At 62.7% G+C, this 17,019-nt stretch carries 13 protein-coding genes; 3 read left to right on the forward strand and 10 right to left on the reverse strand.

Annotated features, from left to right (window positions below):
* Nucleotides 1-4: 4 nt before the first annotated feature.
* The 4 genes from EV580_RS33150 to EV580_RS33165 all read right to left on the reverse strand — a co-directional run bounded on the left by EV580_RS33150 (nucleotide 5) and on the right by EV580_RS33165 (nucleotide 5,480).
* Nucleotides 5-1,333 carry a CHAT domain-containing protein gene (locus tag EV580_RS33150; RefSeq protein WP_108055398.1) on the reverse strand — a complete coding sequence of 443 codons (1,329 nt, stop codon included), beginning with the start codon at nucleotides 1,331-1,333 and terminating at the stop codon, nucleotides 5-7.
* Nucleotides 1,330-2,769, reverse strand: a complete 1,440-nt coding sequence (locus tag EV580_RS33155; RefSeq protein WP_133697111.1) for a hypothetical protein — start codon at nucleotides 2,767-2,769, stop codon at nucleotides 1,330-1,332. Before EV580_RS33155 ends, EV580_RS33150 begins: the two co-directional genes overlap by 4 nt.
* Nucleotide 2,770: 1 nt before the next feature.
* Complete coding sequence (locus EV580_RS33160) at nucleotides 2,771-4,099, reverse strand: alpha/beta hydrolase (protein WP_158279061.1); 1,329 nt, start codon at nucleotides 4,097-4,099, stop codon at nucleotides 2,771-2,773.
* A 148-nt stretch (nucleotides 4,100-4,247) separates the two neighbouring features.
* On the reverse strand, nucleotides 4,248-5,480 hold the full coding sequence (locus EV580_RS33165; protein ID WP_133697113.1) for a heme-binding protein: 1,233 nt from the start codon (nucleotides 5,478-5,480) through the stop codon (nucleotides 4,248-4,250).
* A 263-nt stretch (nucleotides 5,481-5,743) separates the two neighbouring features.
* Here EV580_RS33165 and EV580_RS34010 point away from each other — a divergent pair, with 263 nt between their 5' ends.
* Nucleotides 5,744-5,908, forward strand: coding sequence for a hypothetical protein (locus EV580_RS34010; RefSeq protein WP_166655002.1), 165 nt, complete (start codon nucleotides 5,744-5,746; stop codon nucleotides 5,906-5,908).
* Nucleotides 5,909-6,278: 370 nt separating this feature from the next.
* Here EV580_RS34010 and EV580_RS33170 read toward each other — a convergent pair whose 3' ends face one another.
* The 3 genes from EV580_RS33170 to EV580_RS33180 form a co-directional block, all read right to left on the reverse strand.
* On the reverse strand, nucleotides 6,279-6,767 hold the full coding sequence (locus EV580_RS33170; RefSeq protein WP_132165403.1) for a hypothetical protein: 489 nt from the start codon (nucleotides 6,765-6,767) through the stop codon (nucleotides 6,279-6,281).
* Between the two features lie 200 nt (nucleotides 6,768-6,967).
* The gene (locus tag EV580_RS33175) at nucleotides 6,968-7,285 is read right to left on the reverse strand and encodes a hypothetical protein (RefSeq protein WP_108055393.1); all 318 of its coding nucleotides are present in this window, start codon (nucleotides 7,283-7,285) and stop codon (nucleotides 6,968-6,970) included.
* A 323-nt stretch (nucleotides 7,286-7,608) separates the two neighbouring features.
* A complete protein-coding gene (locus tag EV580_RS33180) occupies nucleotides 7,609-8,550 on the reverse strand; it encodes a hypothetical protein (protein ID WP_108055392.1) in 942 nt (313 codons plus the stop codon).
* Nucleotides 8,551-9,943: 1,393 nt separating this feature from the next.
* Here EV580_RS33180 and EV580_RS33185 point away from each other — a divergent pair.
* Entirely contained in the window at nucleotides 9,944-10,699 is a 756-nt protein-coding gene (locus tag EV580_RS33185; protein ID WP_108055390.1) for a hypothetical protein, read from the forward strand.
* A 116-nt stretch (nucleotides 10,700-10,815) separates the two neighbouring features.
* Here EV580_RS33185 and EV580_RS33190 read toward each other — a convergent pair whose 3' ends face one another.
* Entirely contained in the window at nucleotides 10,816-12,567 is a 1,752-nt protein-coding gene (locus EV580_RS33190; RefSeq protein ID WP_133697114.1) for a phospholipase D-like domain-containing protein, read from the reverse strand.
* Nucleotides 12,568-12,832: 265 nt separating this feature from the next.
* Here EV580_RS33190 and EV580_RS33195 point away from each other — a divergent pair, with 265 nt between their 5' ends.
* Entirely contained in the window at nucleotides 12,833-13,870 is a 1,038-nt protein-coding gene (locus tag EV580_RS33195) for a DUF2278 family protein (protein ID WP_158279059.1), read from the forward strand.
* A gap of 256 nt (nucleotides 13,871-14,126) precedes the next feature.
* Here EV580_RS33195 and EV580_RS33200 read toward each other — a convergent pair whose 3' ends face one another.
* The gene (locus EV580_RS33200) at nucleotides 14,127-16,322 is read right to left on the reverse strand and encodes a galactose oxidase-like domain-containing protein (RefSeq protein WP_133697116.1); all 2,196 of its coding nucleotides are present in this window, start codon (nucleotides 16,320-16,322) and stop codon (nucleotides 14,127-14,129) included.
* Nucleotides 16,323-16,522: 200 nt separating this feature from the next.
* Nucleotides 16,523-16,789, reverse strand: a complete 267-nt coding sequence (locus tag EV580_RS33205) for a hypothetical protein (protein ID WP_108055386.1) — start codon at nucleotides 16,787-16,789, stop codon at nucleotides 16,523-16,525.
* Nucleotides 16,790-17,019 lie beyond the last annotated feature (230 nt).

Below are 17,019 nucleotides of genomic sequence, written 5' to 3' on the forward strand. Positions count from 1 at the left end.
TGCCTCAGTCGCTCGGGCCGGTGGTGCCCGCGCCGTCATCGTCGGGCGGTCTGGTCATGTTCCTCTTGATTTCAGGCGGCAGGTCCATTTGCGCCAAGATCTGCTCTGCGAGCTGGGCCTTGTCGGCCGCGCGGGCGACTGTAGGATCGGCGGGTACCTTGAATCGGAACCGATCTGGCCGCACGATCACCACGGGCAGCGTCCACTTCTGCGTAGTTGTGGCGGCGTGATCGAAACCCTGTCCTTGGTCAGGGCATAGCTGTCGCCGGGCATCGATGGTCAGGGTCGCCCAGTCGAGTTCGCAGGTACCTTCCTTGGCCATCAGAGACCTCATCTGGTCGAGCATCGATTGGTAGAAGGTGCGCGTGAATGTCGCTGCGTCGGTATCCAATACCGGTTTGCGCATCCCGACGACCGCTTGAATGCCCTGCTCGCGGACGAGGAGGTCGGCCAGCGAGCGGGCTCCCGACTGATCTGGGTTGTCTGCGGTACTACAGGCATTGAGCACGATGGCCCACGGCGACGGATAGCCCGGCCGTACAAGGTCGCGGACCTGCCTGGCCTCGAGTCGATGTCCGCTGGTCTGCGCGCCGGCCGCAATGTCGTTGGCGGTGGCGATCTCCAGGTGTGCACCGCCGAGGGTGCTGCCGTGGCAAAACAGATGCAAAATGTGTGGACCGAACTCGGTGATCTTGCTCTGCAGGTCAACGTATTTGACTGGCACCAGTCCGACGGTCAGCCACGGCGGGCCGTTCGCGTACAGCTCGTCGTGCAGATCGGTGTCCGACATCAATAGCAGGACCCTCACATCGGCGGTCGAGGCCGCGATCGCGTCGTGAAGCGACTGCCACTCATTGCGCGAGTCCACGCCTAGCGATGACAGCACGGCGGCGATTCGAAATGGTGGCGCGAACGAGCGGGTCAAGACCTTGCCCGCATCGCTTTGCAGCATCCGCCCGATGGGCCATTTTTCGAGCGTCAGGAATTTGTCGTCTTTCCACAGCATCTCCCAGGCGAAGTCGTGGAGTTCTTCGGCGGCGGTCAGATCGAAATACATCGGCACACGGCGCCCGTTGCGCGCCAGTGTCGTGCGTGCGTCGAGGACTTTACGGACGGTCTCGCCGGTGTAGAGCGCGTTGAAGAGTTCGGATCCGGTCGCAGTGTTATCGGTCTGCTGCCCCAGGCGTCCGACGACGGCACTGATGTCAAACAAGTTCAGGTCGTAGGTGTCCCAATCTCCGCTGGTGGGTTCCCGCACAGACAATGTCGTAAGTGGCTGCTGTGCGGCCAGCCCACGCAGCTTCTGGAAGCAGAACACGATTCGGGCTGTCATGAGATCCCCGTCTCGCCGTGCTGGTTACTCCATTGCCGCACCTGCTCGTTGAAACTGTCCGAAACGTTGCGCAGCGCATCGATGGCATCGGGATTGGGTGAACCGCCGGCGCTGCCGATCATTTGGGCGTGCAGCGTTTCCAGCGTGCGTGCGCCCGACGCGACCCAGCCCGGCGCGTCAGGAGCGGCCAGAACACTGAGGGTGTAGTTAGAAATCAGCGCCGACGTGCCATCAGGCTCGGTCAGCGCGGCATCCGCTGCGGATTCGTTGGCGGAACGTTCCGCAGTGGTGAACCACGCGGTGATCAGCGGATGCCAGCACGACACGTCGGGCATCGCTGCCTCGGGTATCTTCCCCGTGATCATGCGCAGGGATTCCTCAGCCTGATCCTGGCTCGATTGGGTGACACGAACGGCGCCGGCTGGCGTCGCCGGGTGCTGGTGCAAAATGACGACCCCCGGCCGGGTTTCGGTGATCGCAGTGGCAAGATCCCGCAGTCCTGCAGGACTTGCGTTTTCAGCCGGGGCGGTGATCAGCACAGACCACGCGCCCAGCGAGGTCAGGGCTGCACAGAGATCGGGAGCATCAATGCTCCGTTCTGGGGCTTTCCCGAACATCGTGCGTCCGTCGGCATCGATAGACACACTTTGCTCTGGAGGTTCGCTCGCGACGGAGGGTAGTGCCAACACGCCGCGATCACCCCGGAACGACCCGTGCCCGATCAACTGCAGAATGTCGATGGCTCTTCCCTCAAGCGCGGATCCGATCCATGCGCGCCAGCCGATCGTCGTCTCGTGCGGCGGATCGTGGACGGTGACTTTGTGCGTTGCGGCGCCACTGGATTGCATGTCGGCGTGGGCGCCGACAATGTTGCGAACCCCGTCGCAGTCGCCTGCCGGAACGAAGATGTCGATGATCAGGTCTTTGTCGGGGAAGGTGTTTCGCCAGTCGCTCACCGCATGGGCCACCGCCGCCTTCACCGAAAACGGCGTCCGGTGCGGCGAGCAGCCCGCCACGATAGCGACAATCAACGGCCATTTCGCGTGTGGCACAAGCTCATAACGGGGCAATCTGACCAGCGGCACAGGCAGGTGCTCGGCAAGCAGCCGTTCCCAGGGGACAAGGTGCAGGTAGCCGCGTGGTGCCGGCAGGTCCAATAGGTACACCGGATCCTTGAAGGTGGCGACCTCGCGCAGGGCGCTCAGAATCTGCCGCAGCAGGTCGTCGGGTATCTGCAGTTCGTCTTCGGTGATGTCGCGTCGGGACGTGATGACGTCGGGTAGGCCCAGTCGCGTCGTCGGTTCTGCGGCGATCTTCGTTGGCGCATCCGAGCCGCGCAGCACCTCGAAGGCGGCTAGGGTCGCGGCGCTGGAATCCGGGGCGGACTGGACCTGGATCCGCAGCACTGGCACATTGGCCTCGATGACGTCGGCCATGTCAGTCCCGGACTTGGGAGAGCAGCATCCAGGCGGTCGCGGGATTGGCGACATCGCCGTGGCCGGAGATGACCTCATCGGAGCGAACACCAACGATTTTCGGGTCGGCCCCGAACGTGTAGTCGGTGGGCGGGAACGCGGCGTCGACGGTGGTGCTCGCGACGCCCTGCGGCCCGTAGCCGCCGAGCGCGGCGTACCGGCTGGGCACCGGGGACTCGGAGGCGATCTCGGGTTCACCGAGGTCTCGGTCGCGGCGCGCCGCGAGATGGAACAGCCGTGTCAGCGGGACGTCTTTTTTGCTGAACGTGCTCATGATGGGTTTGGCAGTGCGTGCCGGCGCATGGCTGTATCCGCCGGCCAAGTCAGAGCCGGGGATGGCGCCGGCCGGTGCGAAGCAGTAGCACGAAGTCGCCGCCTGCAGCAAAAGCACGGAGTTGACGGTGACGGAATCTGCGGCACTGGGTGCACATAGGGCCGACAGCACCACCTTGGCTCCGTAGGAGTGCCCGATGAGATGGATGTGGGCGTCGGGATTGGCCGCCCGAAGCGCAAGCAGTGTCTGCGAAACCCCGGTTGCTCCGACGCGCCCGGCACGGTCCTTCATCATCAGTACTGTTGCTGCCCTGATTAATTGGCGGGGATCGAGTAGATCGCTCAGGGCAGCGACCTCGGGTTCGGCCGCGCCGCCCGTATCGGCGAGGCCTCCCACCCGGCGGCTAACCGACTGATTTGCGGACTGGCTCAGTTGGCGGGCGATGTCGAGCAGTTCAGTTGCGTCTGGCTCCGCCTGCCCCAGTTCGTCGGGTGCCTTGCCGAGGGCCTTGGTGAGCAGCCTGGCCGCCTCAAGCGCCTCCTGCTCGTTGACACGGTCTTTCGTCAGCAGCTCACTGGCGCGTGCGGTGAGTTCGGAGGACAGGTTCGCGGTCAGCTCGAGCAGGTCCTGCGTGTCGGGTGCCAGTGCCCCTAGATCTGGAGCTGCGGCGATTTGCGGGGCTTGCTCGTCGGCTCCGACGAGGACCGCGCTCGGCCAAAACACGCCGGCGAGCACTGGGGCGTATCCCGGCCGGGGCGGGCCCGTGATGTGCTGGCGCACAGCAAGGTAGGCGGTGATGAACTCGTTGTAGCGGTTGAGCGCAGTGGGCCAGGTGTTGTTCCAGCCGTGGGAGAAAAGGAAGATGTCCGATGCTGTTGTCGCGTCCCCGAGCAGACGTTGGCGGGTACGCGGGCCCACGCATGTGCCCTCCTTGTCGAACGGGATGACGTAGAACGGTGCGCGGGTGTTGCCAGGTCCGTCGACGACGCGCGTGGGACCTTCGAGTGGGGTGGTCATGCAGTCACGTCCTCTTGTTGTTTGCCTGCATAGGGATTGGCGCCGAGTGACGCGCAACATCTGTTGCGCGTAAGTGCGGGGACGTTCGCCGGACCCGTGATCCGGCGAGCGTCCCCTTCTTGACCAACTTGACACTTGTTGCCCTCGCCTAGATGTCGTGGGCAATTGGCTTGGCGGGCACGAGCGTGGCTACTGATACGTGCGGCCAGGTGAGATTCGCGAAGTTCAGCGATACGTTCTGGGTGTATTGGATCTGTGGATAGGTCACGGTGACCGTTTGTGGGCTGGTCAGCGCCGTCGCGGACGTCACCGCGAACGTCGGTGCGGGTGCCCCGGAGGGTACCGTCGGCGAGACCTTCTGTGTCTCACCGGCCTTCAGCGGTCCGACGGCGATATCGACCTGGACGGTTTCAATCCAGAAGATCGACGACATCTGGACTGCGTTGGCGTTCGGACCCGAGCCGTCGTCGCCGACGAGGAACCCGATGTTGTCGGTGCCTCCACCGGGCACCGTGACTGAGTGCGTGTCGACGATGATGACGTCGGTCGAGGTGATGTTCATGCCTGCAATGTGGTCTCGCAGCATCGAGTTCGGGTCGTCGAGCAGCGCTTGGGTAAGTGCCGGGGCGATCGACAGGTCCTGCGGGATGCGTGCCGTCTCGGTGTTTGACGCGGTCTGGCTGGCGAATGGGATTGGCGAGCCGGGGTTGCCGATCGGGAACGGGGTGATGTCGACCCGGTCGATCGTTGGTCCTCCCGGTACGCTGAACGCGCGACCCTGGGCGTTGATGGTCGTGCCGTGGGGGATCGATGCCATCCGCGCGAAGGTGGCCTCGGTCTGGGCGGGGTGCTCGGTCGCCGGCACGATGACCCATAAGCCGGGCTCGAGGTGAATCGGTGTGGTGTTCTTCGGGTCGGTGACGTCACTAATCGTCTGCAGATACGGCACGCCGTTGAGGAAGATGTCGCCCTCTACCTCACCGCGGTTGGGTACCGCGCCCAGAGGGTCCTGGAACGATAGTGATTCGATGGTCAGGTTCAGCTCGAGGATGTTGTCGCTGCCGGGCTGTGGTTTCGGTAGCTGGGTGGGTGTGGCAGGGTTCTGCGGCCGGAAGATCGTGTTGAAGCCGCGTCCGGTGAAGGTTCCGGTGAACGCCTTGAGCGGGCCGAGGTCCGGCGCGATATCGGCCGGGGCTGGCGGCGCAACGCCGGGCTCGACGGGGACCTCGTTGATGACGAAGCCGGCCGGAATCTGCACCGCAGCGGTCAGTTTGGTGCGCGGCAATTTCCGACGCGCCGCCACGGGGACTTGAGTGGCCGCCTTTGCGGACATCTTGGTCGGTGATTTGCCAGACGTCTTCGTCGGCGTCTTGGTAGCCATATTCTTCACCCATCGGCAGAAGGAACGGTGTAGTCGAAATGGTGTCCGGGATCGTCGGCGCCAGCACGCGTACTGCGGTACTCGAATCCACGCGGCCCCGAGGGGGGCGTGTCGAGTAGTCGGCGCGCGTCTTGGATTATCTGACGGCCGCGGTGCGCAACTGGCGGGTGCCTCGGGCAGGCCCGGTTGCGACCTTGCCGGTCAGCCGGGAAAGCGAGATTCGATCCAGTCGGGGTCGCGATGAGTCGAGTAGTGCGCTACCCGTGTTCGCGACCGTGCCGCGACCCACGATGGGCAAAGGGGAGCTCAGCAGTATCCAGGCCCGGGAGGTGAAGCCGGTGATCGCGGCCCTGATGTTGGTCAAAAGCGACGACGCAACTGCGGAGAACCTGTTCGTTCCGATCGGCGGCGGTAAGGAGCAGCGATGATGGCAGGCTCGGGTCGGGCACCGACGTTTATCGACCTCAACGAGCACCTCGCGACGGGAGCACAGTGCACACCGGGCCCTGACACTGGGTTCAATGCGGACAGATCCGAAAGCGCCACAGAAACTTTCGCTTCATGCTTCGAGCAGTGCAGACCGCTTCGAACCCATTGCCCGGGGCCGGCGGCTCAGGCGTCTCACGGACACGCCGGTCGGTGGATGCCGGTCTGCCGCAGGGTCATCGACCAGTTGCTAGAACGAGAGGATGGAATCGGCCAGGGCATCTGACGCATTGGCCGTCGAAGCCAACGCGGCCCCGCGCAGCGCCGAGCCCAAGACGGCGCAAGGAGTTCTATCACGCAGTGGTGGCGTTGCTACATCCAGTGACGCACGATCCGGACGCCGCGAGTGGCCGCAACAACGAGCGCGAAACCGCCGACCAGGCTGGCGAAGATGATCTCGACGTCTTGCGCCTGATCGATGGGCCAGGTGAAGCACGCGCTCGCAATAACGGCACCGGTGCTGATGAGGCAAGCGATAATGTCAGCAACGAGGTGCTGCGTGCTCGCGGTGCGGATGCCGCTGCAACTGGTTGCGTCGGCGTCGACATCGCTATGTGGCAACCGATGCCACATTTCCCCGAGCTGTCCACAAATCAGCGCTTCGAGCTCTTTCTTGCCCGAGTCTTCGGGCCATTCTCGATAGATTGCGAGAAGCGCCTGCAGCCGGTCTGCGGGGGTCTTGCGCGCGTTGAACCAGGCGACGAACGCCGCGATCGCGGCTCCGCAAACCGCGGCTATGGGGGCAATGATGTCTTTGGACTGAACATCAGCGGAGGCTGCCAACATGGTTACCGCAGTCATTTTGGTTCACCGAATTCACTTGCAGGGAGTCTTGTCCGCCGGTCGAGTGGTCGCTCGCCCAGGTGACTGGTTGACCGAAATGTTCGCGGTTGCGCCGCCCGATGGCCGCACTGCAACTCGCCAGCCCGCCTTGGGTTGACTATTCGAGATACATTGTCGGGCAATCATTGCAGCAGCAGCAGCGTCGCCCGATCGGAATCCTAGAACAGGGTCGTTGATTCGACGTCGTCCAGCGCGGTGATAGTCACCATAACGTCGATGGGCGTGGGCGAGTCGGCGTGGATATGGAATTCCACCCCACCGTCGCCTCCCTCGGGATCGTGCGGGCCCACGTTCGTCACGTACACGTCTGCGTCTCCCAAGAACGGGCGGCCAGCAATGCCGGCGATACCACCGGAGAACCGGAACTGGCACGCTGTGATGATGACAGCCGAGTTCTGATGGATAGCGGCGAAATTGTGGTTGTGGCGCACCCTGCCTTGCACGCCGCGCAGGATGATGCGGGTTGATTGAGCCATCGTCGGCCCTTCCTCGAGTCGGTGGTGCTTGTCCCCTGCATCATCGAACTCAGCGAGTTGCGCAGGGTAGGGTAGATCGCTACTTGATTGACAGCGGCGTCGCCGCGGAACACGAAGTGCGAATTGGGAATCAGCCGGTGTCTGGGTCTGGAGCACCCGGGCCAACAGTGACCGCACGGCCGGCGCCGTGTGGCGCTGACGGTCGAAATTACGGCGCTTGCCGGTCTAGCTGGGGCTGCAAGGGAAGTCGGCAAGACATTCAACGAACTGGGCTCGCTTCGGCGGTGACGACCCGCTGAGTCGAACCGCCCTCGACCTGCAATTCAGTGTTGCGGTTCTTCGACCGGCCCCTCCGCTCCGTGGACGGCATTGGAGTAGAGGAATTGGACTGGTGTCTTACGCGGCCCGGGCATGGTGAGTACCTCTTTGAAGACTTCGTCCAACGAGTTGGCCGAGATGGGCTGGTCACCTATCTCCTGGCCGCTGCGGGAATTGAATCCGATGAAGCGCTGATCGTTCTCTCGGATGGCGTCACCGACGTCAGGGTCCGTTTGGGACTCCATCAGCTCGTGATACAGCGTGCACACCACGTTCTTCCACGGAGTGCTGAAAAATGGAATGCCGTTACGCCGGCCCGAGCGGACGGCGGAGTATGCGTTGGCCGAATAGTAGAGCGTGTGGTCCCGCCCATTGCGCGAGAAGTGCACCGATCCGTGATAGCCGCCAAGGCCGTTGCGGGAACTGGAGTCACCCAATTTGAGGACCGTATCCGGTGCGAGCAACAGATTGAAGACCGTCCGATCGTGGTCGGTGGCGAGGATCAGGTTGCGGTCGAAGAGGTCGATAATCTTGTTTTGGACGTCCGGCTCATCCATCTCGTCAACCTTGTCCTCGTCCAGGGTGACCGAGGGCGCGACGTCATATGCGAGCGCCTTGCCGGGAAAATACTGTTGAATCACATTCTTGAGTTGCTTGTCACGCATCAGCCGAGTGATCGCGTCGTCAATGTTCTCCACATCTCCTGGCGCAAAGTCGCCGCCGCGTCCGAGGTAGATGTTCTGGAATCCCATCTGCGGAAGCACCTTTCCTCCGTGGAAGACCAGATCGTCTTTCGGCGACGCGCTGACGCCCGGTGCAAGCGCCTCACGCACATCCTCATCGGTGCGGCGCGCCTCGTTCCTGTAGTAGCAGTATTCAGCTTGAGATCCTGGCGCCACTTGTATCCGCATCGGGTACGGGAAGTTCTTATATTTGGACTTGGTCATTTCTCTTGCTCCTATGGTGTGTGGCGGCAAGGCGGTGGTGTGGTTCACGCCACCCGTTGGTGGGCGCCACAGTCGTTGTTTCGGTGTGGTTTTCAGCTTTTCGCTTAGGGTTTCGGACTCCAACGCATCGGTGCGTTTGCCAAGCGAGACGTTGGGAGCCAAGTTGGTTCGGAGCTGGGGAAGGACGGCCTGGTCAGCTCGCGACTGCGTCCGCCGTCCCAGCGACTGGCCGAACGTCGTAGAGATGCAGAGGTCCTTCGACGAGTTGAGGTCCCCCGACCGACGTCAACTCGGTCGTGACCAGGCCCACGGCTGCGAATACTGCGGCATCGACTCCCGCGTTGACTCTTGGGAGGATGAGTCGGAGATGCGTGCTGCGTAGGTCTGCAACTTGCTCGATGAGTGCGGTCACCTCGATGCCGTCGTCACTGTTGCGCAATTCAGCGTTCGTCACGGAATTCCCGTCGATCCGTATGTCTACGACGGGGGTTCCCCCTACTCCGGAGACGTCGACAATGCCGTCAATGCTTCCCACCAAGACGTAGTGGTTGGCAGCTCTCGTATTCATGCCAGTGTCCTTCATGGTGTTGTGGACTCCGAGCGTTTCGGGAATCCGATTCCTGCAGAACATCTCCCACGAACAATCGGCCTGCCGTGGTGCTCGTTGAGCCCGTTTCGTTGCCGATCCGATTCTCGGTCGGTCACCGAACCGCGGTCCCGAGTAGTCGACTACTTGACTTCTACGGTGGTGACTGCCGCCGCACCGTTGCGCGGCGCGGCCTCAGGCGTCGCGCGTGGCAGCCATAGGTCTTGTCGGTTCGCTGGTTCGAGGACTTCGGAGCGAGCGCTGGGCGGTAATTCGGCTGTCAGCAGGGTGGGCCTGGGGGCCGCTTCATCGCGGGCCCCTGGCCAGTGAGCAAACGTCCTGTATCGAGCAGTCGCATCTACCTAGCGGCCAAACGGGTGCCGCGAGGTCGCCATGGTGGAGCCCCGGCTGTATCGGGAGGCGATCAAAGGGAGAAGCAGGGTGACTGGGTCGACGGGTATGCAACCATGTAGCCGACAACGATGAGCGCGTGACGCACCCCTTCGAAGTGGCACCGTCAAACGAGATCGACCATGCAACGATCTGTTCGTGGGGGACATCTTGACTTACGCCGAAATCGTCACTAGCCCTTTTGGATTGATACGCATAGCGATCGCGCACCAGCTTCATCGATCGTGCGGTGTGCCTCAGCACACCCGTGGAGTCCTGCCACGGTGCGTCGCGAATTCGGGTAGCTGACTACTCGCGACGAGGAAGTGGCAACGGCATGACCATCGAAGTAGCCGCGCAATACGTGGCCAACGGCGGCTTCTGACGGGACGCCGGCGAGCAAAGGGGAGTGGTTGCGTGGTCGATTCAGTCGAAATCAAAGTGAACATCGACGCCTCCCGTGGCGATGCGCTCGCGATGCTGGGGCAGGACCCCGCGGAGGGGTCCACACGGCAGATTTGGTTCGCCGAGGAGCGTGCCGGTGTAGAGCGTGGGTCCCTACCGTTGTTCGCCCGTCACGTCGTGGTCCGGTTGCGTAGCGGCGGCGACACCGACGACCTCACGGTGAAGTTGCGACCGTGTGAACACGCGCACCTGATCGGCCGATGGGCGCAGAACTTCGACACCAGAGTGCTGGAGTACCGCATCGAAGAAGATTGGTCAGGGCAGCGCCGCGTCCTGGCCGCCTCGGCTGTCAGTACGCGTTCGCGTGGCTCGCTGCTCGAGATGGTCGGACCCTTTGCGGATCCGGCATCGGCCATCACCATCAAACAGCGTCAGTTCCTCAAACTGTGTGCCCCGCCCGAGGTCCGCGTCAATCATCTGGTCGCCCTGGGGCCGATTATCTCCACGAAGTGGGCGGCCGTCGAGATAGGCCCGTGCACAGTCAATGTCGAACGATGGATCACCGGCGAGATCGACATTGTCGAGCTGTCTATGCGGGCAGAACAGAGGAAGCACGAGTCAGCGGCCGAGTTCGAAATACGGGCGACCGCCCAGCAACGCTCACTGGAAGCGAGCGCACGCGACCTCGGCCTGCCGTTCGATGCGCACGGCGAGACCAAGACCCAACGCGTGTTGGCCTCACTCGCCCGGATTCCAGTACCGCGGTGAACACCGTCGCCGCCGCATTCGGCAATGTGGGCGCCCGGCTGGCCGGAACGGCGCGGTGATTCCGATGGCGCATTGGTGGGACGCGTATTTCGACCGAGCTGGTTTTGCTGCGCGGTCTAGCTCGAGAAGGTGACGCGGTCACGGAATGCCTGGGTGTCGGGTTTGTAGAACCGGTCGAACCACGTCTCGTCGGCGCCGCTGATTGCGGTCGGCTTCTGCAATGTGATCTGTTTGGGGGCAGCCGCTTTGGCCAGCCGATTGCCCTGTGCGCCGAAGGCGCTGCGCATCCGGTTGCGGAATTGCAGGTGATCGAATACTCGGACGGCCTCGATGGCATAGGCGGTCGCGATCTTCGGGTCGTCGATCATGATCAACTGGTCGCCGTTGCCCGCTTCCCCGGAAGGGGAGAAGTTACTTGAACCGGTGAACACCTTGGCGGTTGGGAGATTGAAATCGGTGACGACGAATTTGTGGTGGATGTTGCGGCCTTTGCCGCCGGACCATTCGGTCTTGAATGGCTCTGGCGCGTGTGCTGCCAGGTAGGCGAAGTCGACGACGCCGATGCTGCCGTCGGGTTTGACCAATTGGAGCTTGCCCCGGGTGTCGACCGTCCCGTAGCTAAATACGGGCCGGTTGATGAGCCGGCGGAACGCTTCGACGGTCGGTCCTTTGGTCATTTGACTCAGGAAGGCCACGGAGTACAAGACGGAGGAGGACGCTTGATCGATGGCCGCGCGAATCGGGTTGAGCGACAGCTCTGTCTCGCGGTGCGGTGAGAAGCACAGCTGGATTGTCGGCTTGTTTTTCGTGGTGACGACGTGCCAGCGTTTGGCGAAGTCGTCGTCACGGAACGTCGTTGGGCTGGCGAAGGCCACGTCGAACATTTGCCCGTAGAGTGCCGCGACATCCGGAGAACGAAACACCAACATGTTGTTGGCCTGGATGTACAGGCCGCGGTATGTGAAGTTGGTCGAGCCGCACAACACCGACTCGGGCTTCCCGTTGCGGCGAGTGATGAAGACCTTGTTGTGCTGAAGGTTGTGGAAGTGGGTGCGTGTGACGCGGCCGCCCGCGGCAGTGAATCTTTGTGCGCTGCGTGATTCGGTGCTGTTGGGGGCGTTGTGGGGATTGTCTTTGGCCGTCGAGTTGTCGATGATGGCGCGCAGTCGTGGCCCAAACGACTCGATCGCGGCGACGATATCGGGTTCGTTGAGGTCATAGGCCATCACGTCGAGCGTGAGCCCACTGTCGGCTTCTGCACGTTTGAGGAAGTCGAATAACAGCTCGTAGGCCTCGAAGCCCAGCCAGCTGTAGATACTTTCGCCGCGCTTGTTCTTCGTCGTCGACTTCGTGAAGTCCAATCCGTCGCTGGCGTCGGCGGGAATGATGTCGGATTCGTTGCCGAACTGGTCGCGGTAGGCCTGAGAGGAAGCGAAGTTACGGGTGAACCCGACATCCACAAGGCCGTCGTAGGTGATCGCCTTGTTCTCGATGGCCAACTGGAGTTGTGTGCCGGTCTTCAGTTCGCCATCGGCCGGCATGTGTTGCTTGGTGACCCGGTAGGTGTACGTGCCGTCGGTGGGCTGGGTGGGGAAGTCGACCCAGCGGAACTTCTGGAACGGTGCGGCAAGTGAGCTGAACAGGCGGTCGCCGGTGACCTCGTTGGCTGCGCCCTTCGGGTAGGAGAACGCGATGCGGTTGCGTAGCGGCGCGAAGTCCTTGGCGCCGGGGCTCTTGACCTCGATGGAGAACCCAACGAGATCCGGTTCGGGATTGGCGACGTCGAACCCTATGAGATTCATCCGCTCACCGCGACGGATCGTGGCGGTGAATCCCTTTTTGTAGGCTTTGTTTTCGAATTCGCTCATCGTGAGAACACCCCTTGCGATCAGTTGCGAACGGTGTGCCATTTGACATTCTGCGCACCACGGCGGCGGGATACCCGCGTAGTGCGCTACCCGACTTCGACTGTTCATCTGACGGGCGGTGGCCAGCGAGTAGGAGTAGAAGTCGCGCTGCGGATTTCGAGTAGCGCGCTACTCGCGCGGGCGCCTGTTGATGTCGATAGCCTGCGGGGCAGCAGCGCACTCGCGGACCCAGATATTTCCGGAATCAGTCGCAAAAGAGGGGGATATGGACACGGGACTGGAATATGGGGTACTCCGGGCCCGGCCCGATCTGGCTAAGCGGGAAGATGGCGGCTCGACACCGCATCTGCAGATCCGGGCACTCGACGAGTTCGGTGAGCCGTGGCGGGTCGCGGTGAATGTCCAGTCGGATGACGGTAGCGAAGTGGTGTTCTGGATCGTTGATCCGCTCGTCGGGCATCCGATCCTGGATTCTCTGGAGGACGTTCCTGCGGGCTTCACTACCACCGCCGCCAGATCGGCGCACTCGCTAGATTATGTGAAGGCGCCGCTCTTCGACTTCGCGTTGGGCCGCGCGCTGCCACCCAGCGGCAGCGCCAACGCCGATGACCTTCAGGATCTGCTGACGTTGTATCTCACTCAGTGCAAGGCATCCGGCGGTGAACTGTACGCATTCGGTGCGCAGTTCGACCGCGACTTGCATAAGCCAATCGATGCCGAGTTCGGCAACACCGACGGACTGCACGGCGTGCACGACATTCACATGAACCAAGGCAACGTCGGCGCGCACAGCGGCGACAATGGCCCGTTCCATGACGGGGGATTACTCCTCGGGTTTCCCGACCGGATCATGGGGATATTTCTGGCATTTCAGACCCAGCGGGTTCCGACCGATAGGCTGGGTGCAGCGTCGGCCGACGCGCAGCCGTTGTCGACAGTCATCGCCAGCCAACCCGATGGTCCCCGGCAGGTCGCCGTCGGGGTGTATCTCGAACGTGCCTTGATTAACCCGGTGGGCACCGATCCGGGCCGCGAAGTAGTCGTCCTCGGAAACCTCACTACTGCAACGAAATCGCTGCGCGGATGGCAATTGGTCGACCTCAATGGCCGGGTGACGAAGCTCGATGTGGAGATCCCTTCCGGGGCATCGGCGATCGTGACGCTCAATGGAAGCGGTGTGCAGCTCGGCAACAGCGGGGGAAACCTTATTCTGCAGGACGATCAGACCGCTCAGGTCGACAGCGTCACCTATTCGGCGGCCGATGCCGCGCCTATTGATCGCTACGTGCGCTTTCAGCGGTAGGCGTGGCAGATGATGAGGTCGCCCGGGCGCGCTGGTCCTGTTTGAGGATGATTTCGGCGATCAATTTTGGCACGGGTGCCCTCGGGTGCGGCCGCAGGCAGCAGCCATATCAGCCGGGATGTACCCATCGCGCCCCATCGAGTTGTCGTGCAGTGCAAGGTTTGTCACGCACCCCGCGAGCCCGATGCCCAGGGAGTCCTGCCCGTCAGGCCCCGGATGGGGGAGAAGGGGTCCGTGAACGCGATGAGTAACCGTGTCAATGGTTCTCGACACGGCGCACGTGTATTTCATATCCGTCACGAGTCTGGACCAACGGCCCGCTGACAGTTGTCTTCAGATCTGAAGACGTGTCCGATGCCGCGTCGTCGAGAATTGTGTAGGCGCGAATTTCGTCGTCTTCCAACGGCTTACGCCCTTGTGTACCAGCATCCCACTGGATCTTGTCAGTCGCTTGCAGCGGGGCGAGCCTGACAGCCGGCCTGGAAGCGTTCGCGGCCAGGTAGAGGGAACCATCGTCGCGGCGCAGCTCACCCGTCAGGGTGATTTCCGCCCCGCGCCACTCGTATCGCCCGTTGACGATTGCGTCGAACTGCTCGATCCAGCGTTGCAGTGGCGGCAAGCCTGGGCCGGCGAAGAAAACCTGTGCGGTCGAGTCGTGTGCGTCGGCCAGCGGAGCAACGGATTGCACCCCTTCGAGCCGGCCCAGGGCCTCGTGAGCACCACCCCAGCATGCGCCGAGCCCATATGGGCATGTGCTCGTCAGGCCGACCACAACGCGCGTCCCCGTGGCTTCGCGGACTACTGCTGCGTGGTCTTCGAGTTGTGTGCGCTGCGGGAGTTGCGGGCGCAACAAGGCCGCTATCCGCCGCCTGACCTGCCCCAACCCGGTGCCTGCGGCCGACGCCAGCCGCGAGACGGTGGACGGCTGAATTTGCAGGATCGCCGCGACCGACGGCACGCCTTGGCCGTTGAGGATGAACATCATATAATGCCCGGGTGGGCACAGTTTCGGTGACGCCGGCGCAGTGACCTTGAGTTGCCCGTTCTCCACCCTGAAAGCAAGCCGGTTGACGCGCTGACTCTGGTTGAATGCGTGCGTCGTCGAGGACAGCCGAATCCAGGTGATCGCCGAGATATCCTGTGCTTGTGGGCTTTCCACAGCAAATGTGGTGCCGTAGGTGAGCGCGCCGGCGGGAACCGAATCGATCTGCGGTCGCGGCCCGCGGAACAAGTAGGGCGGGCTGAAGACCTGGCCGTTGCGGTGGGTGTGGCGTGGATCGTTAGGGCCGTCGCCCTCCTTGAACTCGCCACCGCCGGCGCTGAGTACCGTTGCGTCAGGCAACAAAACCGCTGTCGCGTGATAGCAGCGGTCGACGCTCTCGGCGGCAAGAACAGACCACTGTCCAGTCTTTGGATCCCACATCTCGGCTTCATGGACTGGCTGGCCAGGATCTAGATTGTTGAACCCGCTGCCCCGGGTACCGCCGGTCACGAGCACTGAGCCGTCGGCGAGCAGCGTCGCATTGTGCTGGCGGCGGCCGAAGTTCATGGCGCTGGTTGGTTTCCATTGCGGTGCGGGATCGTTGAAGTCGACGATTTTCGCTTCATTGGTCGGCGCTGTGTTGTTCACGCCGCCCCCACCACCGATATAGAGAATCTTGTCGGTGTCGAACATCACCGCCGGTGCGTAGTCACGTTGACCCGACGCATGGGTGGCGGTGCTTTGCTGCCACGCTCCGTCTCCATCGGTGCTGAGCAGCCAAGTCGACTCCAGCGGACCGGAAACGAAGACTCGCCCGTCAGAGAGGACGTGGCAGCGAGGATAGAGATCCATCGAATCGAGAGGGAACGGTGTCAGGGACCGCCAACCTCCGTTTGACCAGATCTGCGGGCGGCGCTCGTGCAGGACCGGTGGATGGTGGTCGGTCATCCGGCAACCGGCCATCACGAGTACGCCGCCGTCGGGCAACGCGGTGGCGGTCGGATACCAGCGGCCCGTGCTCATCTGCTGGGTGGGGTGCCATATGCCGCCGGCACTTTCAGCGGGATCGAAGATCGATGCTTGGTCTAGACCGTCGGTGTCGAAGAGGTGGCCGCCGACAGCCAGCAGCCGCCCGTCAGGCAGAAATGCGTGACCACCACAGAACAGGTTTACCGTTGTGGTGCCATCGGGCAGGGTGGGCTGCGGCGTGGGCACGGTCCGAGCCGCCGTCGGGTCGCCGTCCTGGGTCGGCTGTGATGGGTCCCAGATGAAGGGCGAGCATTCGTGCGGATCGAGGCTGCCGTCGGGGTCGTCTCGTCGGCCCCACATCAGCACTCGCCCGTCGGGCAGAACATGGGTGTGGATTCCGACGTTTGGAAAATCTAATACTGGTCCCCACCGGCCGATTTCAGCTTCGGCGGTGACTGCACCGACGGGTGGTGGCGTGCCGGTGTCTGCGCCGTTCGTCATTGGTCACCCTTACCTAGGTCCTCGTGGTTTCGGCGTTTGCCTCTCGACGGTATTCGAGGCCTACGGCTAGACGCTGGCACCGCCAGCAGGCGGTGGCTTGCGTAGTGGACTACTCGATTTCCCAACCCCGCAGTGCAGCCTGGCCGGAGCGCCTTGCGAGGCCGGGTGCTGTCGGCCTGCCGATCAAGCGAGCAACACCCTCAACGGCAGTTCTCGGCGATGTCGGCCTTGAGACCCGCCAAAGAGTCCTGGTCTTCCGTCAGTTGTTCGGTCAACTCGGCGAGAGCATGCTCCATGACGGCGATGCGCTCCTCGTCAGGATTGGGTTCGGCCTTCAGCCGTTTGATCTCGGCCCGCTGCCCGTCAACGCGACGCTTTTCACGTGCGACCGTAACCTCAATGTGGTCGGCCTGCTGCCGTAGCCTGTCACATACGCTTACGAGCGCTTCTGCCGTTGTCTTGGCCATGTCGGTTCCTCATCTCGTTGTCGTCGATGCGGGCCCCGAGCCGGGGGTTGCCCCATCGATACCGAGCCCAGACTATTGACTTGCGAGCAAGTGCAATTGAGTAGCCGACTACGCGAGTCGGAGAATTTCGTGAGCATCTCTTCGTTGATGTCGTTGGGAACAAACGAAATAGGTAGACACCACAGGTGGTTCGAGTAGTCAGCTACGCGTGCCGGGCAATCCTTGCACCA

It is taken from the genome of Mycobacterium sp. BK086 (genome assembly GCA_004362315.1).
Lineage (GTDB): Bacteria > Actinomycetota > Actinomycetes > Mycobacteriales > Mycobacteriaceae > Mycobacterium.